We start from the raw sequence: 17476 nt of genomic DNA on the forward strand, positions 1-17476 counted from the left end.
TAACTACCATGCCCATAGAACCACACTTAACAAAAATCCCACCTCATCTACTCACCTTACTCGACTATGAACGGGAGGCAAAAAAACATCTCCCCACCTCTTATTGGGCATATTTACAAAGTGGTGCCATGAATGAAATTAATTTAAAGAGAAATCTACAACAATTCGCCGATGTTAATATTTTACCGCGTGTCCTTAATGATCTTACACACGGTAATACGCATCTAGAAATATTTGGGCAAGACTATCCACACCCTATTTTTCTTGCACCTATTGGTCATCAAGCCCTCTTTCATCCCGAGGCAGAGCAAGCAACCGCATTAGCTGCCGAAGTAATGCAAAGTAATATCATATTAAGTACCTTTACCAATACACCATTACAGGCACTTAAAAAGGAAAACCCTTTTAAGTGGTTTCAACTGTACTGGCAAGGCAACCGAGAAAAATCATTACAACTCATTCGACTTGCAGAGGAACATAACTACAAAGCCATTGTCATTACAGTAGATGCACCACATAAAGGTATTAGAGATACTGAAAGACAGGCACAGTTTGACCTACCTCCAAACATGTACCATCCGCATACAAAAGCACATTTAGTCGCAGAAAATTTACAGCCTCATCAACATCCTCTTTTTGATGGCCTGATGCAACTTGCGCCAAAATGGGCAGATATTCACTGGTTAGTAAAACAGACAAAATTACCTATTGTTTTAAAAGGGATTCAACATCCTGCCGATGCCAAAATTGCGCTAGAACAAGGTATTCAAGGCATTATTGTTTCAAATCATGGTGGCCGAGTACTAGATACTACCCCCACCACACTTTCATCATTAAAAAAAATTCGTCAAGTCGTTCCTCATAATTATCCACTTCTACTCGATGGTGGTATTCGACGTGGAACCGATGTATTTAAAGCAATTGCTTTTGGGGCAAATGCTGTACTTATTGGTAGGCCATATATTTATGGCTTGGCAACCGCTGGCGCTTTAGGCGTTGCACATGTCATTCGTACACTCAAAGAAGAGTTTGAAATTACTATGGCTTTGGCAGGAACAGCTACCTTAAAAGATATTTCTTCAGACTACATTGCGTAAGAAAACCATTGACAGCTTTTTAAATATCACTTAATTTAAGGACACACCCCCCTAAAACTTACTCCCTAATAAAATTAGATTGTCTATCTACATAGATGATACAGACAGCCTAATGCCACAAAATTTAATAATGTAGCTTTGCAATAACTCTACCCATCATGTATGGCTACAAACAGGAGTACTTCAAAATGTTGGCTGACCCAAGCACAAAATATCGTCGCATGTATCAACGTGTTGACTTGCCAGATCGTCAGTGGCCAAATAAAGAAATTACACAGGCCCCTATTTGGATGAGCACGGATCTGCGTGATGGGAACCAAGCAATTTTTGAACCAATGAACATCGAACAAAAATTTAAAATGTTCCAAATGCTTGTCAAGATTGGTTTTAAACACATTGAAATTGGTTTTCCATCTGCATCTCAAACAGATTTTGACTTTACAAGAAAACTCATCGAAGAAAACCACATTCCTGAAGATGTATATATTGAGGTTCTTGTACAAGCACGCGACCATTTAATTGCACGCACTTTCGAAGCCCTTCAAGGTGCAAAACGTGCAATTGTGCATATTTATAATTCGAACTCTCCAACATTTCGTGAAAAAGTACTGAACGTAGATATTGCTGGTGCAAAAAAACTTGCAACCAATGCTGCCGAAAAAGTGAAAGAATATGCATCAAAACAACCTGAAACTGAATGGGTTTTTCAATACAGTCCAGAATGTTTCTCTGCTACAGAACTAGAAGTTGCAAAAGATATCTGTGATGCTGTGACAGAAATTTGGGATGCACGCCCAGAGCAAAAGGTTATTTTAAACCTTCCTGCAACTGTTGAAGTTTCAGGTCCAAACGTTTATGCAGACCAAATTGAGTGGATGCATCGTAACTTAGCACGTCGTGAAGGTGTACTTATTTCCGTGCATTGTCACAATGACCGTGGCTGCGGTATCGCAGCGTCTGAACTTGCCATTTTGGCAGGTGCAGACCGTGTCGAAGGTTGTGTCTTTGGTAATGGTGAGCGTACAGGTAACGTCGACATCGCAGCTATTGCATTAAATATGTATACACAAGGTGTTTCTCCAAAGTTAGATTTCTCAAACATTAACGAAATCATTGCAACTGTAGAAGAATGTACTGGACTTCCTGTTCATCCACGCCACCCATATGCAGGTGACCTTGTATTTACAGCCTTCTCTGGTTCACACCAAGATGCAATTAAGAAGGGTTTCGAATTCCAAAAAACACAAGAAATTTGGGATATGCCTTACTTGCCAATCGATCCTAAAGATTTGGGTCGTGACTACGATGCGGTTATTCGTGTAAATAGCCAGTCTGGTAAAGGTGGTATAGCTTACTTATTAGAATCTAATTTTAATGTTACCTTGCCTCGTCGTGTACAAATTGAGTTTAGTCAAATTGTACAAGCACATACAGACAATACGTCTAAAGAAATTACAGCAGACGAAATTTGGAAGCTATTCAAAGCAACCTATGTCGATATTAAAGATAAACATTACAGTGCAAAAACATATCGTCTTTCTACAGAAGACAATGATCAAGTCATCGACTTAGAAATTGAAGTAAATGGTGAAACGCAACATTTACAAGGTCGTGGCAATGGTCCAATTTCTGCGATTATTAATGCACTTCAACTTCCAATTGATGTCTTAAACTATGAAGAGCGTAGTATTAGTTCTGGTGCAGATGCAAAAGCACTCGCATTACTTGAAATTCAAGTAAAAGGCAGTGGTCGTAGTGCATTTGCGGCAGGTATTCACAGCAATACCATTACTTCACCTATTGAAGCGATTATTGCGTGTACAAACCGCTTGATCGATCAAGGCGTTCTTAGCACAGCAGATATTGTTTCCGAAGCTGTTTAACAAAAATAGTTATTTTAAAAGGATACCCAAGTTGGTATCCTTTTTATTATTCATGATTTACAAAAATAAGGCGATTCATACTCGTGTCTTTTGCATCTGATTCTGTGGGTATCGTAACTCCACAAAAATATTCTTTTGAACAGCCTCTTCAACTTGAATGTGGTCGAGTCCTACCACGTTTTGAGCTTATGGTAGAGACCTATGGAGAACTTAATGAAACCAAATCAAATGCAATTTTAATTTGTCATGCGCTGTCAGGTCATCACCATGCTGCAGGTTATCACCATGAAGATGATAAAAAACCTGGTTGGTGGGATGCTTGTATTGGCCCTAATAAAGCAATAGATACAAATAAATTTTTCGTAGTTGCTGTTAATAATATTGGTGGTTGTCATGGTTCTACAGGGCCCACTTCTCCTAACCCTGAAAACGACAATTTACCTTATGGCCCAGACTTCCCACTCGTTACCGTTCGTGACTGGGTAAATACGCATATTCTTCTTTCTGATCGCCTTGAAATAGAGAAATGGTACGCCATCGTTGGTGGTTCGCTCGGTGGGATGCAAGCACTTCAATGGTCTATTGATTACCCTGATCGCTTAGAACGCTGTGCAATTATTGCAAGTGCACCAAAACTTTCGGCACAAAATATTGCATTTAACGAAGTTGCACGACAATCTATTTTATCAGATCCAGACTTTCATCAGGGCTACTACCTTTCCAAAGACAGCTACCCAAGGCGTGGGCTTATTTTAGCTCGAATGGTTGGTCATATTACCTACCTTTCCGAAGAAGCCATGAAACAAAAATTTGGACGTGACTTAAAATCTGGCAAGTTTATGTATGGTTTTGATGTTGAGTTTCAAGTTGAAAGTTATTTACGCTATCAAGGTGAACGCTTTAGCCGTAACTTCGATGCGAACACCTATCTAATTATGACGAAAGCACTCGATTACTTTGATCCATCTCGAGAATATGAATCTTCATTAACAAAGGCATTAGCCAATACAAAATGTCGATTCTTAGTCATTTCATTTACAACAGATTGGCGTTTTAGTCCTCAACGCTCAGAAGAAATTGTAAATGCACTCATTACCAACCACAAACCTGTAAGTTATCTCGATATTGATGCAGAACAAGGCCACGATTCCTTCTTATTCCCTATTCCACTTTATGTAAATACCCTACGTGCGTTTTTAGGGGGTGAAGCTCATCTTCGTTCAGCCAGTACATTTCAGGAGCCTAAATAATGCGATTAGACCAACAATTGGCAGAAAAATGGATTAGTCCTGGTTCAAAAGTACTCGATTTAGGCTGTGGCGATGGTGAACTACTTGCACATATGAGCAAAAAACATAATATTAGTGCTTATGGACTAGAAATCGATCAAGAAAAGATTGCAATTGCAGTCAGTCGAGGGTTAAATATTATACAACAAGATCTCAACCTTGGTTTACATCGTTTCGATGACCAAACGTTCGATTACGTTGTAATGGCACAAGCTTTGCAAGCAGTAGATGCACCTGATGTTTTATTACGGGATATGGTGCGTGTAGGGAAACAAGCAATTATTACCTTCCCCAACTTTGCGCATTGGAAGACTCGTTCTTATCTTGCGTTTAAAGGAAGAATGCCTGTTTCTAATGCACTACCTTATATGTGGTACAACACGCCGAATATCCATTTATGTACTTTCCGAGATTTTGAAGCACTTTGTGCCGAAAATAATATCCGGATTATTAATCGACTGGCTGTCAATGTAACTCAAAAAGACAGCCTTCTTAGCAAACGAATACCAAACTTGTTTGCTGAGGTCGCTATTTATCGAGTGAGCGCCCTATGAAGAAATTTTTTGTAAGTACCCTGTTGTTTGGACTGGCTGTATTATCACATGCAGACTATTTGACAACACCTCAGCAACAACCGACAGCATCATCTCAAGCTGCTCGTTACTCAACAATGGGTTTTAATGATTTATTGAATGAAGCAAAAGCTGGACAAGCTGCTGCACAATTTTATGTTGCAACACACTACCAACAAGGTAAAGGTATTCAAAAAGATTTAAATCAAGCTTTTGCTTGGTATAAAAAAGCAGCAGATCAAGGTATTCCATCTGCTCAATTGAATGTTGGTCGTATGCTTGCAGATGGAATGGGTACAAGCAAAAATATGATCTTGGCACGCACATACCTAGAAAAGGCAGCGAGCCACGGCGACAACCGTGCGAGCTTCAACCTTGCACTGATGGAAGAACAAAAGAAAGATTATATGGGTGCATACCAATGGTATGAACTTTCAACACGCGATGGCATGCTAGACAATAAAGTCATTAATATGTCAGAAAACAAAAAGACTGCTTTGGCTGCGAACTTGACACCAGATCAAATTCGTCAGGCAGTTGATCGTGCTGATAAATGGATTCAAGCGCAATAATCTATTTCTCAGCTCACTCATAGAACAGCACTTTTTGTGCTGTTTTTTTATGCTTTAAAGAGTGTACTCATTGGTAACATGCTCTAATTTGTGCATAATCGAATCATATTTTTTAATTATATTTTCGATATGACACAATTAAGATGGCTGAGTGCTGGTGAACTTATACTTGCAAGTAATAACAAAGGAAAAATTGCAGAGTTTGAGAATTTATTTCAAGACTTAAACTTACCAATTGACGTTATTCCACAAGGTAAATTAAATATTCCTGATGCTATTGAAGATGGCTTAAGCTTTATAGAAAATGCGATTTTAAAAGCACGTCATGCATCTAAACTCTCAGGCAAGCCGGCTATCGCAGACGATTCAGGATTATGTGTTCCTTTACTCGGCGGTGCACCAGGTATCTATTCTGCTCGTTATGCAGGTCATCATGGAAATGATGATGCAAATAATCAAAAGTTGCTTGAGGCTCTTACACCTTATCGCCAAACGAATACACCTATTGAAGGAATGTTTGTATGTGTTTTAGCATTTGTTGAACATGCAGATGATCCTCTACCTCAAGTTTTCCAAGGAACTTGGCATGGCGAAATCCTTCCTGAAATACGTGGTGAAAATGGATTTGGTTATGACCCACTCTTTTGGCTACCAGAACTTCAAAAAACCAGTGCTGAATTATCAAAAGCAGACAAAAATAAAATAAGTCATCGCGGTCAGGCAATGCAAAAATTTCGCGAAAGTTTGAAATAAATCGTTATATAAAGTAGAGACCTGCAAAGATAATCATTACCATCATACTCACAATCGTACCTGCTGCAATATAACGCGCTGAATGCCCCGTTCCTTGATAATGAGTTTCTATAGCGACAATATTAGCAGCAGGCGGTAGACAAAATAAGAAAAATAAAACTGCAATATGTGCTTTAAAATATGCAATAGGTAATGCAAAATAGCATACCGAGCAAATGATCATACCGATAATTAGCTTGTAAAACATCACACGTAAACTAAACTTAAGATCAGCTAAATTGACTTTCGTTTGACTTAACCAAATTCCTAAAATTGCCATTCCTGCAAAGACCATTCCAAACTTTGCAAAGCTATATAAGTTTGAAACCCACCCTCCTAAATGCCAATTTTGTATACCGACCAATCTTAAACACAGCGCCAACAGTAAAGCAATCACAGGTGGAGACTGTAATAGTTTACGAAGTGTTTGCTGTATGGGCAATTTTTCAGTACTTACAGCATTTATAGCCCAAACATTACCAAATATTGAACCGCCAATATATAAAGCAATCATTGCTGCACTCACAGATTGACCAAAAATAAGAAGTGCAAAAGGAAAACCCAACCAGCCTATGTTAACATAGCTACCACATAGCGCAACAAGGCGATCTTTAAATATACTCACTAAAAAAATATAAGAAATAATCGCAGCGACACCACTAAATAGCATGAGTGAAAAACTTCCTGCTTGGTAGTACACCATGTTATAGATAATGACAAAAGGAATAAAAAACCGCGCCAAGCTAGTTGCTAATATTTTTTTTAAAAACGTAACGAAAGAGTATGGCGAGCTGATCCAGCCAAAAAAGAAAGCAACGATAGGAAGTAGTACAGACATTTTTTCATCATTTTTATTGTGTATTTTCTTTATTACACATTTCTTGAACTCAAGCAAGCTTTTATAAACCACTAAAAACATTCTATTTTTCTTTAAAATGAAATTAAACTGTCATTGAAATGTCACGCTAAACTGCTGAGATAGTGTCAAACTTAAGGAGCTTCTTATGGCAGGTTTATCAATTTGGCACGTCATTATTTTTCTTATTGTCGTGGTTTTATTGTTTGGCACATCTAAACTTAAAAACATTGGTAAAGATGTTGGAGGTGCAGTTAAAGATTTCAAGAAATCTATGAATGAAGATGATACCCATCCAAAAGCATCATCAGAAAATAACGCAAAAACAGCTTCATCGGCAAAGCCAGAGTAATTTATGTTTAATGTGGGTATTTCCGAGCTATTTGTATTTTCAATCATTGCGCTAATTATTTTGGGGCCAGAAAAACTACCTCAAGCCATTCGATTTATAGGCCAATGGTATGCTAAGAGCAAAAGATTCGTTGGAAATATTCAAAATGATATTGACCGTGAATTACGTTTATCTGAGTTAAAGGCACAAATGGATCAAGAGATTGAGAAAATTCGTGCTCTTGAAAAGAAGTTAAATGATCAGTCTATGAATCTTGAAAAAAAAATGATACCTACAACTCAGCTAACATTTACCAAGAAATCATTTTCCCCTATTCAAAAAATTTACTATGGCTACCACCCCAATTATCCATTCATCGCATCATCCATAAATACACCACCTAAATTAAAGATTGCGGTATGACAACGACTCCAGAATCTACAAATCAGCCACTACCTCCACTTGAGGAAATGCCTATTCATAAACACCTTGTGATTTTAAGGAAACATTTATTTAAAATCATGATTGCATTGATCGGACTTTTTTTATGTTTATTGCCATTTGCTAATCAAACGTACCAACTTTTATCTGAGCCTCTTCGCGCACAACTACCTATGCATTCAACCATGATTGCAACAGATGTGACAGCTACCTTTTTAGCGCCATTTAAACTGAATTTATTTGTGTCGCTCATGTTAATTATGCCATTTATTCTTCACCAAATTTGGGCATTTGTTCGACCTGCACTGCATGATAAAGAACAAAATATTACTTTTCCATTAATGGTCGGTAGCGTTGGCTTATTTTATAGTGGCATTGCCTTTGCTTATTTTATCGTCCTTCCGTCCATGCTACATTTTTTTATCAGTGTTTCACCTGAAAGTGTTGCACCGATGACAGATATCAACAGTTATCTTACCTTTTGTCTTAAACTCTTTTTAGTTTTTGGCATTACCTTCGAAATTCCAATTATTACCTTACTGCTCATTTTAGCAGGCATTGTTAGCACGAAAAGCCTCATAGAAAAAAGAAGATTTATTATTGTTGGATGTTTTTTTGTGGCTATGTTTGCTACACCACCCGATGCTATCTCTATGATTATGCTTGCAATACCCATGTGGTTGCTTTTTGAAGTAGGGCTATTTTTTGGAAAAATGTTAGAAAAAAAACATACTTCATCTCTTTCATAATTTTGTCATCAAACTGTCAGCGATGTTTCACAACCAAACGATAGATTATAAAAAATTTAATTATTTTCAATAAAATATAGGAAACATCATGACCGAGCAGACGCCATATCATGAAGAGCAAGAGCTAAATAACAACACATCGAGCAATACTCACTTTAATGATATTTTAGACCATTATATCTCTCGTCGTGATCTTATTAAAAAAACGACGAATGGTGCAATTGCCTTAGCACTTGCAAGTAGCGTAACTGGCTATGCCAATGCTCAGTCAACTAAGTCAGATCAGCAACACTCATCTCAAACCAAACGACCAGAAAAGTTGACCTTCCAACCTGTTGCTAAAAATAAAAAAGATATTGTTACTGTACCTGAAGGATATCAAGTCAATGTTCTTTACAAATTAGGAGATGCGATACATCCCGCTTACGCAGACTGGGATGATCAAAACATTCCTTCGGGACCGAGCTTTCAATTCCGTTCAGGAGACTGTCATGATGGAATGCACTATTTTGGTTTAAATAAAAAAACCAAACATATGGATGAAAGTGTTTCTTCTGAAGGGTTGCTAGTCATGAACCATGAATACATTAATCCAACGTTCTTACACCCTAAAGGGCCAACTAAAATTGATGGACATCGACCTGAAGATGAAGTTATTCGTGAGACCAATGTTCATGGTGTATCAATTATTCATATTAAAAAAGATCCCATTACCCAGCATGTTTCTCTAATTAAAGATTCTTTATTTAATCGTCGTATTACAGCAACTACACCTATGGATTTTTCTGGAGTTGCAAAAGGCTCTGAGCGCTTAGCTACAGTTTTCTCACCTAAAGGCTTAAAAACGAGAGGCACACACAATAATTGTGGTAATGGATACACACCATGGGGAACTTACTTAACAACAGAAGAAAACTTTATTGGCTATTTTCAACGCAATGCCAATGACGACCAACAGCGCCAAGCACACGAAATTGTAGCGTTAAAACGTTATGGCCTAAAAGCCGGCTCAAGTTCAAAATATGAATGGGACACCGCGATTGGACATGTTCAATCTCAGGACTTATACGATCGCTGGAAAGCAAATGTAACACAATCCTCTGCTTCTGAAGACTATCGCAATAGCCCAAATACATTTGGTTGGATGGTTGAAATTGATCCATTTGATGTAAAACATAATCCTGTAAAACGAACATCTATGGGTCGTTTTGCACATGAAGATAGTGCTTGCCGTGTGGTTGAAGGAGAGCCTCTTGCTTTTTATATGGGCGACGACTCAAAAGGAGAATACATTTATAAATTCGTCTCAGATGCGAAATGGAATGTAAAAGATACGAATGGTGGCTATCAAGCAGGTGATAAATATTTAGACAAAGGAACATTATATGTCGCAAAATTTAACCAAGATGGTTCAGGGCAATGGATTGAACTCACTTATGGTAAAAATGGCTTAGATCTTACCAATCCTATTTATCCTTTTAGTGATCAAGCTGATATTGTCACTTTCGCACGACTTGCGGCAGATAGCGTTGGTGCAACAAAAATGGATCGTCCAGAATGGTGTACTGTACATCCTGAAAATGGCGAAGTGTATGTCACGCTCACTAACAATTCAAATCGTGGAATTGAATATCCGATAGATGCAGCCAACCCAAGAAGCTATGAAGACCTATATGCAGATAAAAAACTGCAAAAAGGTAATGTAAATGGGCATATTATTCGATTTAAAGAAAAAAATAATAAAACTACAGATACTACATTTGAATGGGATATCTACTTATTCGGTGCAGAGTCTGCAATGCCATCGAATATTAATCTGTCAGGTCTAACTGACAATAATGACTTTTCTAGTCCAGATGGTATGTGGTTCGATTCACGTGGTGTCCTTTGGTTAGAAACCGATGATAGCGCTTATACAGATGTGACAAACTGCATGATGTTGGCTGCTCTACCTGGACATGTTGGTGATGGTACAACGGCGACAACGTCTAATGGACAAGAAACTATTGTCGGTGCAAAAGTTAATGATGAGAATTTAAGACGCTTTTTAGTTGGTCCTAAAGAATGTGAAATTACGGGTATTGCAATGACACCTGATAACAAAGCGATATTTGTAAATATTCAACATCCAGGTGAAGAATCTAAAAGTTTTGATCAACCAAATAGCCATTGGCCTGCAACACAATTTGATCCAACCAATACAACTGCAAGACCAAGATCAGCAACAATTGTGATTACACGAACAGACGGCGGTACAATTGCGGGTTAATATCGATCAGACTAACCTTTTTCTTTAGAGGTTAGTCTTTTTAAATCGAATCGCATCATTCGATAATGTCGAAAATGCAGTCATTTTACACATTGAAAATACAACATTTTTAAGAATGTTCAGATAGAATCCTCTCAATCATAAATGAAAAGGATTATCCATGCTGACCTACCCCAATATTAACCCTATTGCGCTCGAGCTTGGGCCATTAAAAGTTCATTGGTATGGCATCATGTACTTACTTGCTTTTTTATGTGCATGGGGTCTTGCTACATACCGCAGTAAACAACGTACAGATTGGGGATCTGAAATGATTTCAGATCTTATTTTTTATGGTGCACTTGGTGTGGTCGTAGGTGGACGTATTGGATATGTCATCTTTTACGAATTTGATCAGTTTATTGCCAATCCTTTATGGTTGTTTCAAGTATGGACAGGTGGCATGAGTTTTCATGGCGGCTTTATTGGCGTTATGGTTGCCATGATTTTATGGTGTCATAAATATAAAAAAACGTGGTTTCAAACCATGGACTTCATTGCTCCATGTGTCCCGACAGGTTTAATGTTTGGGAGACTAGGTAACTTTATTGGTGGTGAGTTATATGGACGTGCTGTAACAGACCCAAACTATCCTTTTGGGATGATTTTTCCTACAGACCCACTTCATTTGGTTCGTCATCCATCGCAAATTTATCAAGCACTATGCGAAGGGCTTTTACTTTTCATTATCTTATGGTGGTTTAGCTCAAAACCTCGTCCACGCATGGCAGTATCTGCACTTTTTCTTATTGGTTATGGTTTCGCACGCTTTGCCATGGAGTTCTTTAGAGAGCCCGATGCAGACCAAGGCTACATTTTATTTGGTTGGATGACTAAGGGACAACTATTATCATTACCAATGGTTATTGCAGGCATTCTACTTATGGTTATTGCATATAAACGTAAAATCTATGACTGGAACATAAATAAAGTTTAATACTAGACCAAAGCAAGGGAGTAAAAACTCCCTTGAATATGTTAAAATAAGTAAAAAATTTGATAATCCTTTGCCATGCTTGAATTTTGGTTTAATCGCAATAATTCTAAATTGCATAAGTTATTTTTTCTTGTTATTGCAATATTCATTGCTATTACATTGCACTATCTCTTTCCAATGCCAATTAACTTAACACTACTATTTATTGGTGCAGGAGTTATTTTTTTAATTTGCCGTTTTTGTAAAATTCATATCACAAAAAATAATCCTAAAGAGTTGTTATACCGTGTATTTACATGGATTCCACTCGCTTTTCTATGTGCCATCATTTTTACTCATGCTACCCAAAACATTTTAGACTGGGGCATTCAAGGTATTGTACAAATGATTATTACAATTTGTATTTTATCCATTCATCACCTTTTTATAAAAAAATAGATAAATACTATGTTTATGTATTGGTATTCTAAAAAATGTACAAGACAAACTAAATTTATTGTCACCATTTTAACGTGTGTGCTCATTTTGCTCTTACAAGCCGTCATTGAGCTGGCACCACTATGGGTCATTATCAGTACTCTTGTGGGTATTGTTATGTATATTTATATGCACTTTCATACTCAGCTCAAATTACCCTATTGGTGTATTTGGCTTGCCCCAATTTTATTTTTTGTTTTGTTTTACACACTTACTCACAACACATCTATTTTTCTGTTTGGACAAATTATTTTATTTTGTTTTTTAGGCTTTTCACTTGCCTCTATTTATGCAAACAAACAGCCAAGAAATTCGTCTGAATAAGCTATACTATATGTGAAAGTATGACATTGCGTACGCTAGCAATGATTGCATATGATGCATCACAATTTTGATTTTTTAAAATTGCTCCAAATATATTTGAGCAACATGATAGGAATATTATGAGAACGTATCTTAACTTACTCCAACATATCTTAGATAACGGTGGTAATAAAGGTGACCGCACAGGTACAGGCACTCGCTCCGTATTTGGACACCAGATGCGTTTTGACCTTACAAAGGGCTTCCCACTTCTTACAACTAAAAAAGTTCACTTTCGTTCGATTGTGATAGAACTTTTATGGTTTCTCAAAGGCGATACCAATGTTAAATACTTACAAGACAATAAAGTAAGTATTTGGGACGAATGGGCAACTGCCGAACAAACTGCTCGATTTAACCGTCCAGCAGGAGAGCTTGGGCCAGTATATGGTCATCAATGGAGAAACTTTGGTGCGACACAATTGGATCAGGGGCAATATGCGCAAGATGGATTTGACCAAATTCAGTGGTTAATCCACGAAATTAAAACCAATCCAGATTCACGTCGCTTAATCGTTTCGGGATGGAATCCCCAAGAAGCCAATAAAGTTGCACTTCCTCCATGTCATACCCTATTCCAGTTTTTTGTACATGATGGAAAGTTGTCTTGCCAACTTTACCAACGTAGTGCAGATGTATTCTTAGGTGTACCATTCAATATTGCTAGCTACGCATTATTAACACATATGATTGCACAAGTTTGTGACCTAGAAGTAGGTGACTTTGTTTGGACCGGTGGCGATACTCATTTATATGCCAATCATTTTGAGCAAGCAAAGCAACAATTGTCTCGTGATCCTCTTGAACTATGTCAGTTATATTTAAATCCAGAAATTAAAAATATTTTTGACTTTACGTTTGAAGATATTGAAATCAGAAACTATCAATCTCATCCTGCAATTAAAGCACCGGTGGCTGTATGAGTATAAACAATATAGAAATTGTGCATGTTGTTGCAATGGATCAACAATACTGTATTGGCAAAAATAATGACTTACCATGGCACCTCCCCTTAGACCTCAAACACTTTAAAGAGGTTACACAAGGGGGCGTCATTGTTATGGGACGCAAAACATTAGAGTCTATGGGCCGAGCATTGCCCAAACGTATAAATTGGGTCATTACACGTGATCCATCGTGGCAGTTTAAAAATGTAAAAACTGCCGACTCTATTGAAAATGCATTAGCTCAAGCAATAGAAGATGTTCCACACAGTGAACAACCTTCAAAAATCTTTATTATTGGTGGTGGTGAAATATTTAAACAGACTATTCATCTTGCAGATTGTTTAGAACTCACGCATATTGACTTAGTCGTTGAAAATGGTAATGCTTACTATCCAACGATTCCAAGTGAATTTAAAAAAATAGCCAGTTCCAAACACTATGATGAGGCCAGTAATACTCATTTTGAGTTTGCAACTTATAGAAAATAACAACTTATATTTCAATACAATAATGATAAAAAATATTGATTTCCACCCATCTATTTCAGCCCTATCTATAGGGCTGGTTCATTTTTTATTTAGCTTCTTTGTGTTGAGCTTTAGTATTTGGCTCATCTTTGCATTGTGGGTACATAAACCCGTTGGTAGGTCTTTAACTTTGGTGCTTATTGCTGTTTGGGTTTCGTTCGCACTGAGTATTTTGGGTATCTATTTCACCTCTTTTTTCTTTACCCCAATGATTGATATTGCCATTTTTCTAACGGGTGTTCTTCTGAGTTTACTTTGGTACTTTCATATTCAGCCACAGCAAGATAGAGCTTGGAGTCCAGAAGTTTCTAAACTACTCACTTATTCTAAGTATAAGAATACAATCACTTTAAATAATGTACGTAATTTTAAGTGGCATACAGATAAAACCTACGAAGTATGTTGGGAAACTAGAGTTTTTAATCTTGACCACATTACAGGAGTAAACATTATTACATCCTATTGGATGGGTCCTCAAATCGCACACACATTAGTAAGTTTTAACTTTTCAGATCAACGCCCGATTGTCTTTTCAATTGAGATTAGAAAACAAATACATGAGGGTTTTTCTGCTATTGGAGGGTTTTTCAGACAATTTGAGCTGAGTCTTATCGCTTCTGATGAAAAAGATATTCTGTATACACGCAGTAATATTCGTAAGGAGAAAGTTTATTTTTTCCCTATACGCATGCAAAAACATCAAATGCAACATCTCTTTCAAGAATATCTAACAACCGCAGATGAGCTTAAAGCCTCACCTCGATGGTACAATACCCTTACGAGTAACTGTACAACCATTGTATTTGATATGGTACAAGCTGTGAATCCACATCAACTACCTAAAGATTATCGAATACTACTGTCAGGCTACTTACCAAATTATTTATATGACAGTGGCGTACTTGATCACCAATGGAATATTGAAGAATGGTATGAGCATGCTTATATTAATCCACGCACTAAAAACTTCACATATCTTGAAGATCAAAGTAGCGAGCACTTCTCATATCTTATCCGATTAGGTTTACCACAAGCCATTTCTTCATAAAAATAGTATTTCTAGTGGAAATCCCATATTTCCTGCATGTAATTACAAAAATTTAATCAAGACTTAATCCAGCTCGGCAATAGTAAGTCACTACTTCTCGTGAAACTGTTCGCGAATTTCTCCTTTATATTGCCATCTGGAACTGTAACATGAAATTGGTTTGTTATTGTGCAGATGATTTTGCCATGAATGCCGAAATCACACATGCCATCCTTCATCTACTTCATCAGAAAGTCATACAAGCCACCTCATGTATGACTCAGTCTCCTTATTGGTTCGACCATGCAACTAAATTATTAGATATTCAACAGCCCTTTAATATTGGATTGCATCTGAATTTCACACACAACTTTAACGATGAAGATTATATTTACTCTCTTAATACATGTATTAGAAAAGCATGGAGCCATAGGCTTAGTCGACATCACATACGTCAAAGTATTGAAAAACAATGGGGAAATTTTATAGAGGCAACAGGTAAACAACCTGATTTTATTGATGGGCATCAGCATGTACATCAGTTCCCTGTAATTCGAGAAATCTTGATCAGTTTTTTAAAAGAAAAAAAATTTAAAGGATGGATTAGAAGTCTAAACCAGCCCCTTTATATTCAAGGTTATCAACTCAAAACATATATTTTACATACATTAGGAGCAAAGAAACTCCAATCGCTATGTACTACACATCACATCCCAACAAATGCTTACTTTGCTGGTATTTATAATTTTTCAACGACTGTCGACTATGCTTTCCTTAATCAAAAATGGTTGAAACATGCTCAAGAAAACACCCTAATTATGTGTCACCCTTCCCTTACAACAACACAGCTAGAAGATCCAATTTACCTTGCGCGTATTAACGAATACAACTACTTAAGCTCTCCTCAATTTTTAGAAGACTGTCATCGCTTTAACGTTCAATTAGCACCTATCGGAGCAATATAGATAATGAGCAGAGAAACTCCTTTTTTATCTTGTATCGTTCCCGCTTTTAATGAAAGTGAGAATTTACAGAAGTTTATCCCTGCTTTGGCAAAGACGCTTGAAGCTGAAAATATTCAATTTGAAATTTTAGTCGTCGATGATGGGAGCAAAGATAATTCTATTGCAACCTTATCTTCTATGTTAGATAAATATCCATTACGTATTCTAGAATTATCTCGAAATTTTGGTAAAGAGGCTGCACTCAGCGCAGGTATAGATCATGTTTCAGATAGACATCTAGCACTATTAATTGATGCAGATTTTCAGCATCCTTTAGATGCCATTCCAACCATGCTTTCTCTTTGGAAGGAAGGATATGACATGGTGTATGGCATTCGTAACCGTAATACTGAATCACCTCTTAAGAAATTCCTCACCAATATCTATTACAAAATTTTAAACTTTAGTTCAGACATTGAAATTCCAGAAAATGCAGGCGACTTTAGATTATTAGATCGTAAAGTTGTTACAGCTCTCAAGGCACTACCTGAAAAAAACCGTTATATGAAAGGACTTTTTGCATGGGTAGGTTTTAAATCTATTGGTATACACTTTTCTGAGCTTGAGCGAGAAAATGGACAAACACATTTTAATATTAAAGCCCTGTTTAATTTAACTCTTGCAGGCTTAACAGGCTTTTCAAATCTTCCATTAAGACTGTGTATGGGGTTTGGTGCATTACTGGCTTGTTGCTCTATGAGCTATGGTATATGGATTATTATCGAAACTTTATTTCAAGGCATTGATGTTCCCGGTTGGGCAACCCTTATTGTCGCTATTAGCCTATTGGGTGGCATTCAACTCTTATTTTTGGGGATCGTGGGAGAATATATTAGTCGAATATATACTGAAACAAAGGGTCGACCACAATATATTATTGCTCAAGAACATCATCATCACCGATAACCCAATTTTTTATGTTTGAACTCATTAGATTTTTTTGTGTAGGAATATGTGCGGCACTGACTCACTATTTTATTGTCATATGTTTATATCAATATTTTAGTATTGCCTTAAGTTTAAGCAATTTTATTGCTTTTTGTATTGCCCTATGGGTCAGCTACTTTGGTCATAAATATTTTACATTTCGGACTCAAACCCAAAACTCTGGCCATACATTTTTGAAGTTTATTCTTGTGGCCACTATAGGATTTCTTTTTAACGAAGGTCTTCTTCTTATAGGCCACGCTATTTTTCATACAGCTCCTATACAGTGGATCGTTATTGTTGCCATCTTTCTTACAGCAATACTGACTTTCATACTTAATAAATTTTTTACATTTAAAATATTGGAATAACATCCA

18 protein-coding genes and 1 pseudogene are annotated in these 17476 nt (G+C 37.0%); 18 read left to right on the forward strand and 1 reads right to left on the reverse strand.

The genetic code is table 11. The features are described from left to right. Window positions 1-8: 8 nt before the first annotated feature. The 6 genes from OZX61_RS09595 to rdgB all read left to right on the forward strand — a co-directional run bounded on the left by OZX61_RS09595 (window position 9) and on the right by rdgB (window position 6166). Window positions 9-1097: an alpha-hydroxy acid oxidase gene (locus OZX61_RS09595; RefSeq protein ID WP_277094669.1), complete on the forward strand. Its 1089-nt coding sequence runs from the start codon at window positions 9-11 to the stop codon at window positions 1095-1097. A 188-nt stretch (window positions 1098-1285) separates the two neighbouring features. After that, window positions 1286-2980 (forward strand): 2-isopropylmalate synthase, encoded by a 1695-nt coding sequence (gene leuA / locus OZX61_RS09600; RefSeq protein ID WP_195772080.1) that lies wholly within the window; start codon window positions 1286-1288, stop codon window positions 2978-2980. Window positions 2981-3063: 83 nt separating this feature from the next. Further along, window positions 3064-4230: a homoserine O-acetyltransferase gene (locus tag OZX61_RS09605; protein WP_195772081.1), complete on the forward strand. Its 1167-nt coding sequence runs from the start codon at window positions 3064-3066 to the stop codon at window positions 4228-4230. Next, window positions 4230-4823: a methionine biosynthesis protein MetW gene (metW, locus tag OZX61_RS09610; protein ID WP_195772082.1), complete on the forward strand. Its 594-nt coding sequence runs from the start codon at window positions 4230-4232 to the stop codon at window positions 4821-4823. Before OZX61_RS09605 ends, metW begins: the two co-directional genes overlap by 1 nt. Then, on the forward strand, window positions 4820-5413 hold the full coding sequence (locus OZX61_RS09615; RefSeq protein WP_195772083.1) for a tetratricopeptide repeat protein: 594 nt from the start codon (window positions 4820-4822) through the stop codon (window positions 5411-5413). Before metW ends, OZX61_RS09615 begins: the two co-directional genes overlap by 4 nt. A gap of 129 nt (window positions 5414-5542) precedes the next feature. Further along, window positions 5543-6166 (forward strand): RdgB/HAM1 family non-canonical purine NTP pyrophosphatase, encoded by a 624-nt coding sequence (gene rdgB / locus OZX61_RS09620; RefSeq protein WP_277094670.1) that lies wholly within the window; start codon window positions 5543-5545, stop codon window positions 6164-6166. Between the two features lie 4 nt (window positions 6167-6170). Here rdgB and OZX61_RS09625 read toward each other — a convergent pair whose 3' ends face one another. Further along, the gene (locus tag OZX61_RS09625; RefSeq protein WP_277094671.1) at window positions 6171-7043 is read right to left on the reverse strand and encodes a permease; all 873 of its coding nucleotides are present in this window, start codon (window positions 7041-7043) and stop codon (window positions 6171-6173) included. Window positions 7044-7209: 166 nt separating this feature from the next. On the opposite strand from OZX61_RS09625, the pseudogene OZX61_RS09630 reads away from it, so the two are divergent. The 12 genes and pseudogenes from OZX61_RS09630 to OZX61_RS09685 form a co-directional block, all read left to right on the forward strand. Continuing rightward, a pseudogene (locus tag OZX61_RS09630) lies at window positions 7210-7350 on the forward strand (Sec-independent protein translocase subunit TatA); the annotation flags it as partial. A 66-nt stretch (window positions 7351-7416) separates the two neighbouring features. Beyond that, window positions 7417-7815, forward strand: coding sequence for a Sec-independent protein translocase protein TatB (tatB, locus tag OZX61_RS09635; protein ID WP_277094672.1), 399 nt, complete (start codon window positions 7417-7419; stop codon window positions 7813-7815). Next, window positions 7812-8582 (forward strand): twin-arginine translocase subunit TatC, encoded by a 771-nt coding sequence (tatC, locus tag OZX61_RS09640; RefSeq protein ID WP_195772088.1) that lies wholly within the window; start codon window positions 7812-7814, stop codon window positions 8580-8582. The genes tatB and tatC overlap by 4 nt, the downstream gene beginning before the upstream one ends. Window positions 8583-8670: 88 nt before the next feature. Then, window positions 8671-10851, forward strand: coding sequence for a PhoX family phosphatase (locus OZX61_RS09645; protein ID WP_277094673.1), 2181 nt, complete (start codon window positions 8671-8673; stop codon window positions 10849-10851). 160 nt (window positions 10852-11011) lie between these two features. Then, window positions 11012-11827: a prolipoprotein diacylglyceryl transferase gene (lgt, locus tag OZX61_RS09650; RefSeq protein WP_195772090.1), complete on the forward strand. Its 816-nt coding sequence runs from the start codon at window positions 11012-11014 to the stop codon at window positions 11825-11827. 75 nt (window positions 11828-11902) lie between these two features. Further along, window positions 11903-12265: a hypothetical protein gene (locus OZX61_RS09655; RefSeq protein ID WP_195772091.1), complete on the forward strand. Its 363-nt coding sequence runs from the start codon at window positions 11903-11905 to the stop codon at window positions 12263-12265. Between the two features lie 482 nt (window positions 12266-12747). Beyond that, window positions 12748-13590, forward strand: coding sequence for a thymidylate synthase (gene thyA / locus OZX61_RS09660; protein ID WP_195772092.1), 843 nt, complete (start codon window positions 12748-12750; stop codon window positions 13588-13590). Then, window positions 13587-14102: a dihydrofolate reductase gene (locus tag OZX61_RS09665; protein ID WP_277094674.1), complete on the forward strand. Its 516-nt coding sequence runs from the start codon at window positions 13587-13589 to the stop codon at window positions 14100-14102. Before thyA ends, OZX61_RS09665 begins: the two co-directional genes overlap by 4 nt. A gap of 22 nt (window positions 14103-14124) precedes the next feature. Continuing rightward, a complete protein-coding gene (locus OZX61_RS09670; RefSeq protein WP_277094675.1) occupies window positions 14125-15189 on the forward strand; it encodes a DUF4105 domain-containing protein in 1065 nt (354 codons plus the stop codon). A gap of 149 nt (window positions 15190-15338) precedes the next feature. Then, window positions 15339-16133, forward strand: coding sequence for a ChbG/HpnK family deacetylase (locus OZX61_RS09675; protein ID WP_277094676.1), 795 nt, complete (start codon window positions 15339-15341; stop codon window positions 16131-16133). A 3-nt stretch (window positions 16134-16136) separates the two neighbouring features. Next, window positions 16137-17078 carry a glycosyltransferase family 2 protein gene (locus OZX61_RS09680; protein WP_195772096.1) on the forward strand — a complete coding sequence of 314 codons (942 nt, stop codon included), beginning with the start codon at window positions 16137-16139 and terminating at the stop codon, window positions 17076-17078. 11 nt (window positions 17079-17089) lie between these two features. Beyond that, window positions 17090-17470 (forward strand): GtrA family protein, encoded by a 381-nt coding sequence (locus OZX61_RS09685; protein WP_277094677.1) that lies wholly within the window; start codon window positions 17090-17092, stop codon window positions 17468-17470. Window positions 17471-17476: the final 6 nt, after the last annotated feature.

Source organism: Acinetobacter sp. ESL0695, from assembly GCF_029392135.1.
Taxonomy (GTDB): Bacteria; Pseudomonadota; Gammaproteobacteria; order Pseudomonadales; family Moraxellaceae; genus Acinetobacter; species Acinetobacter pollinis.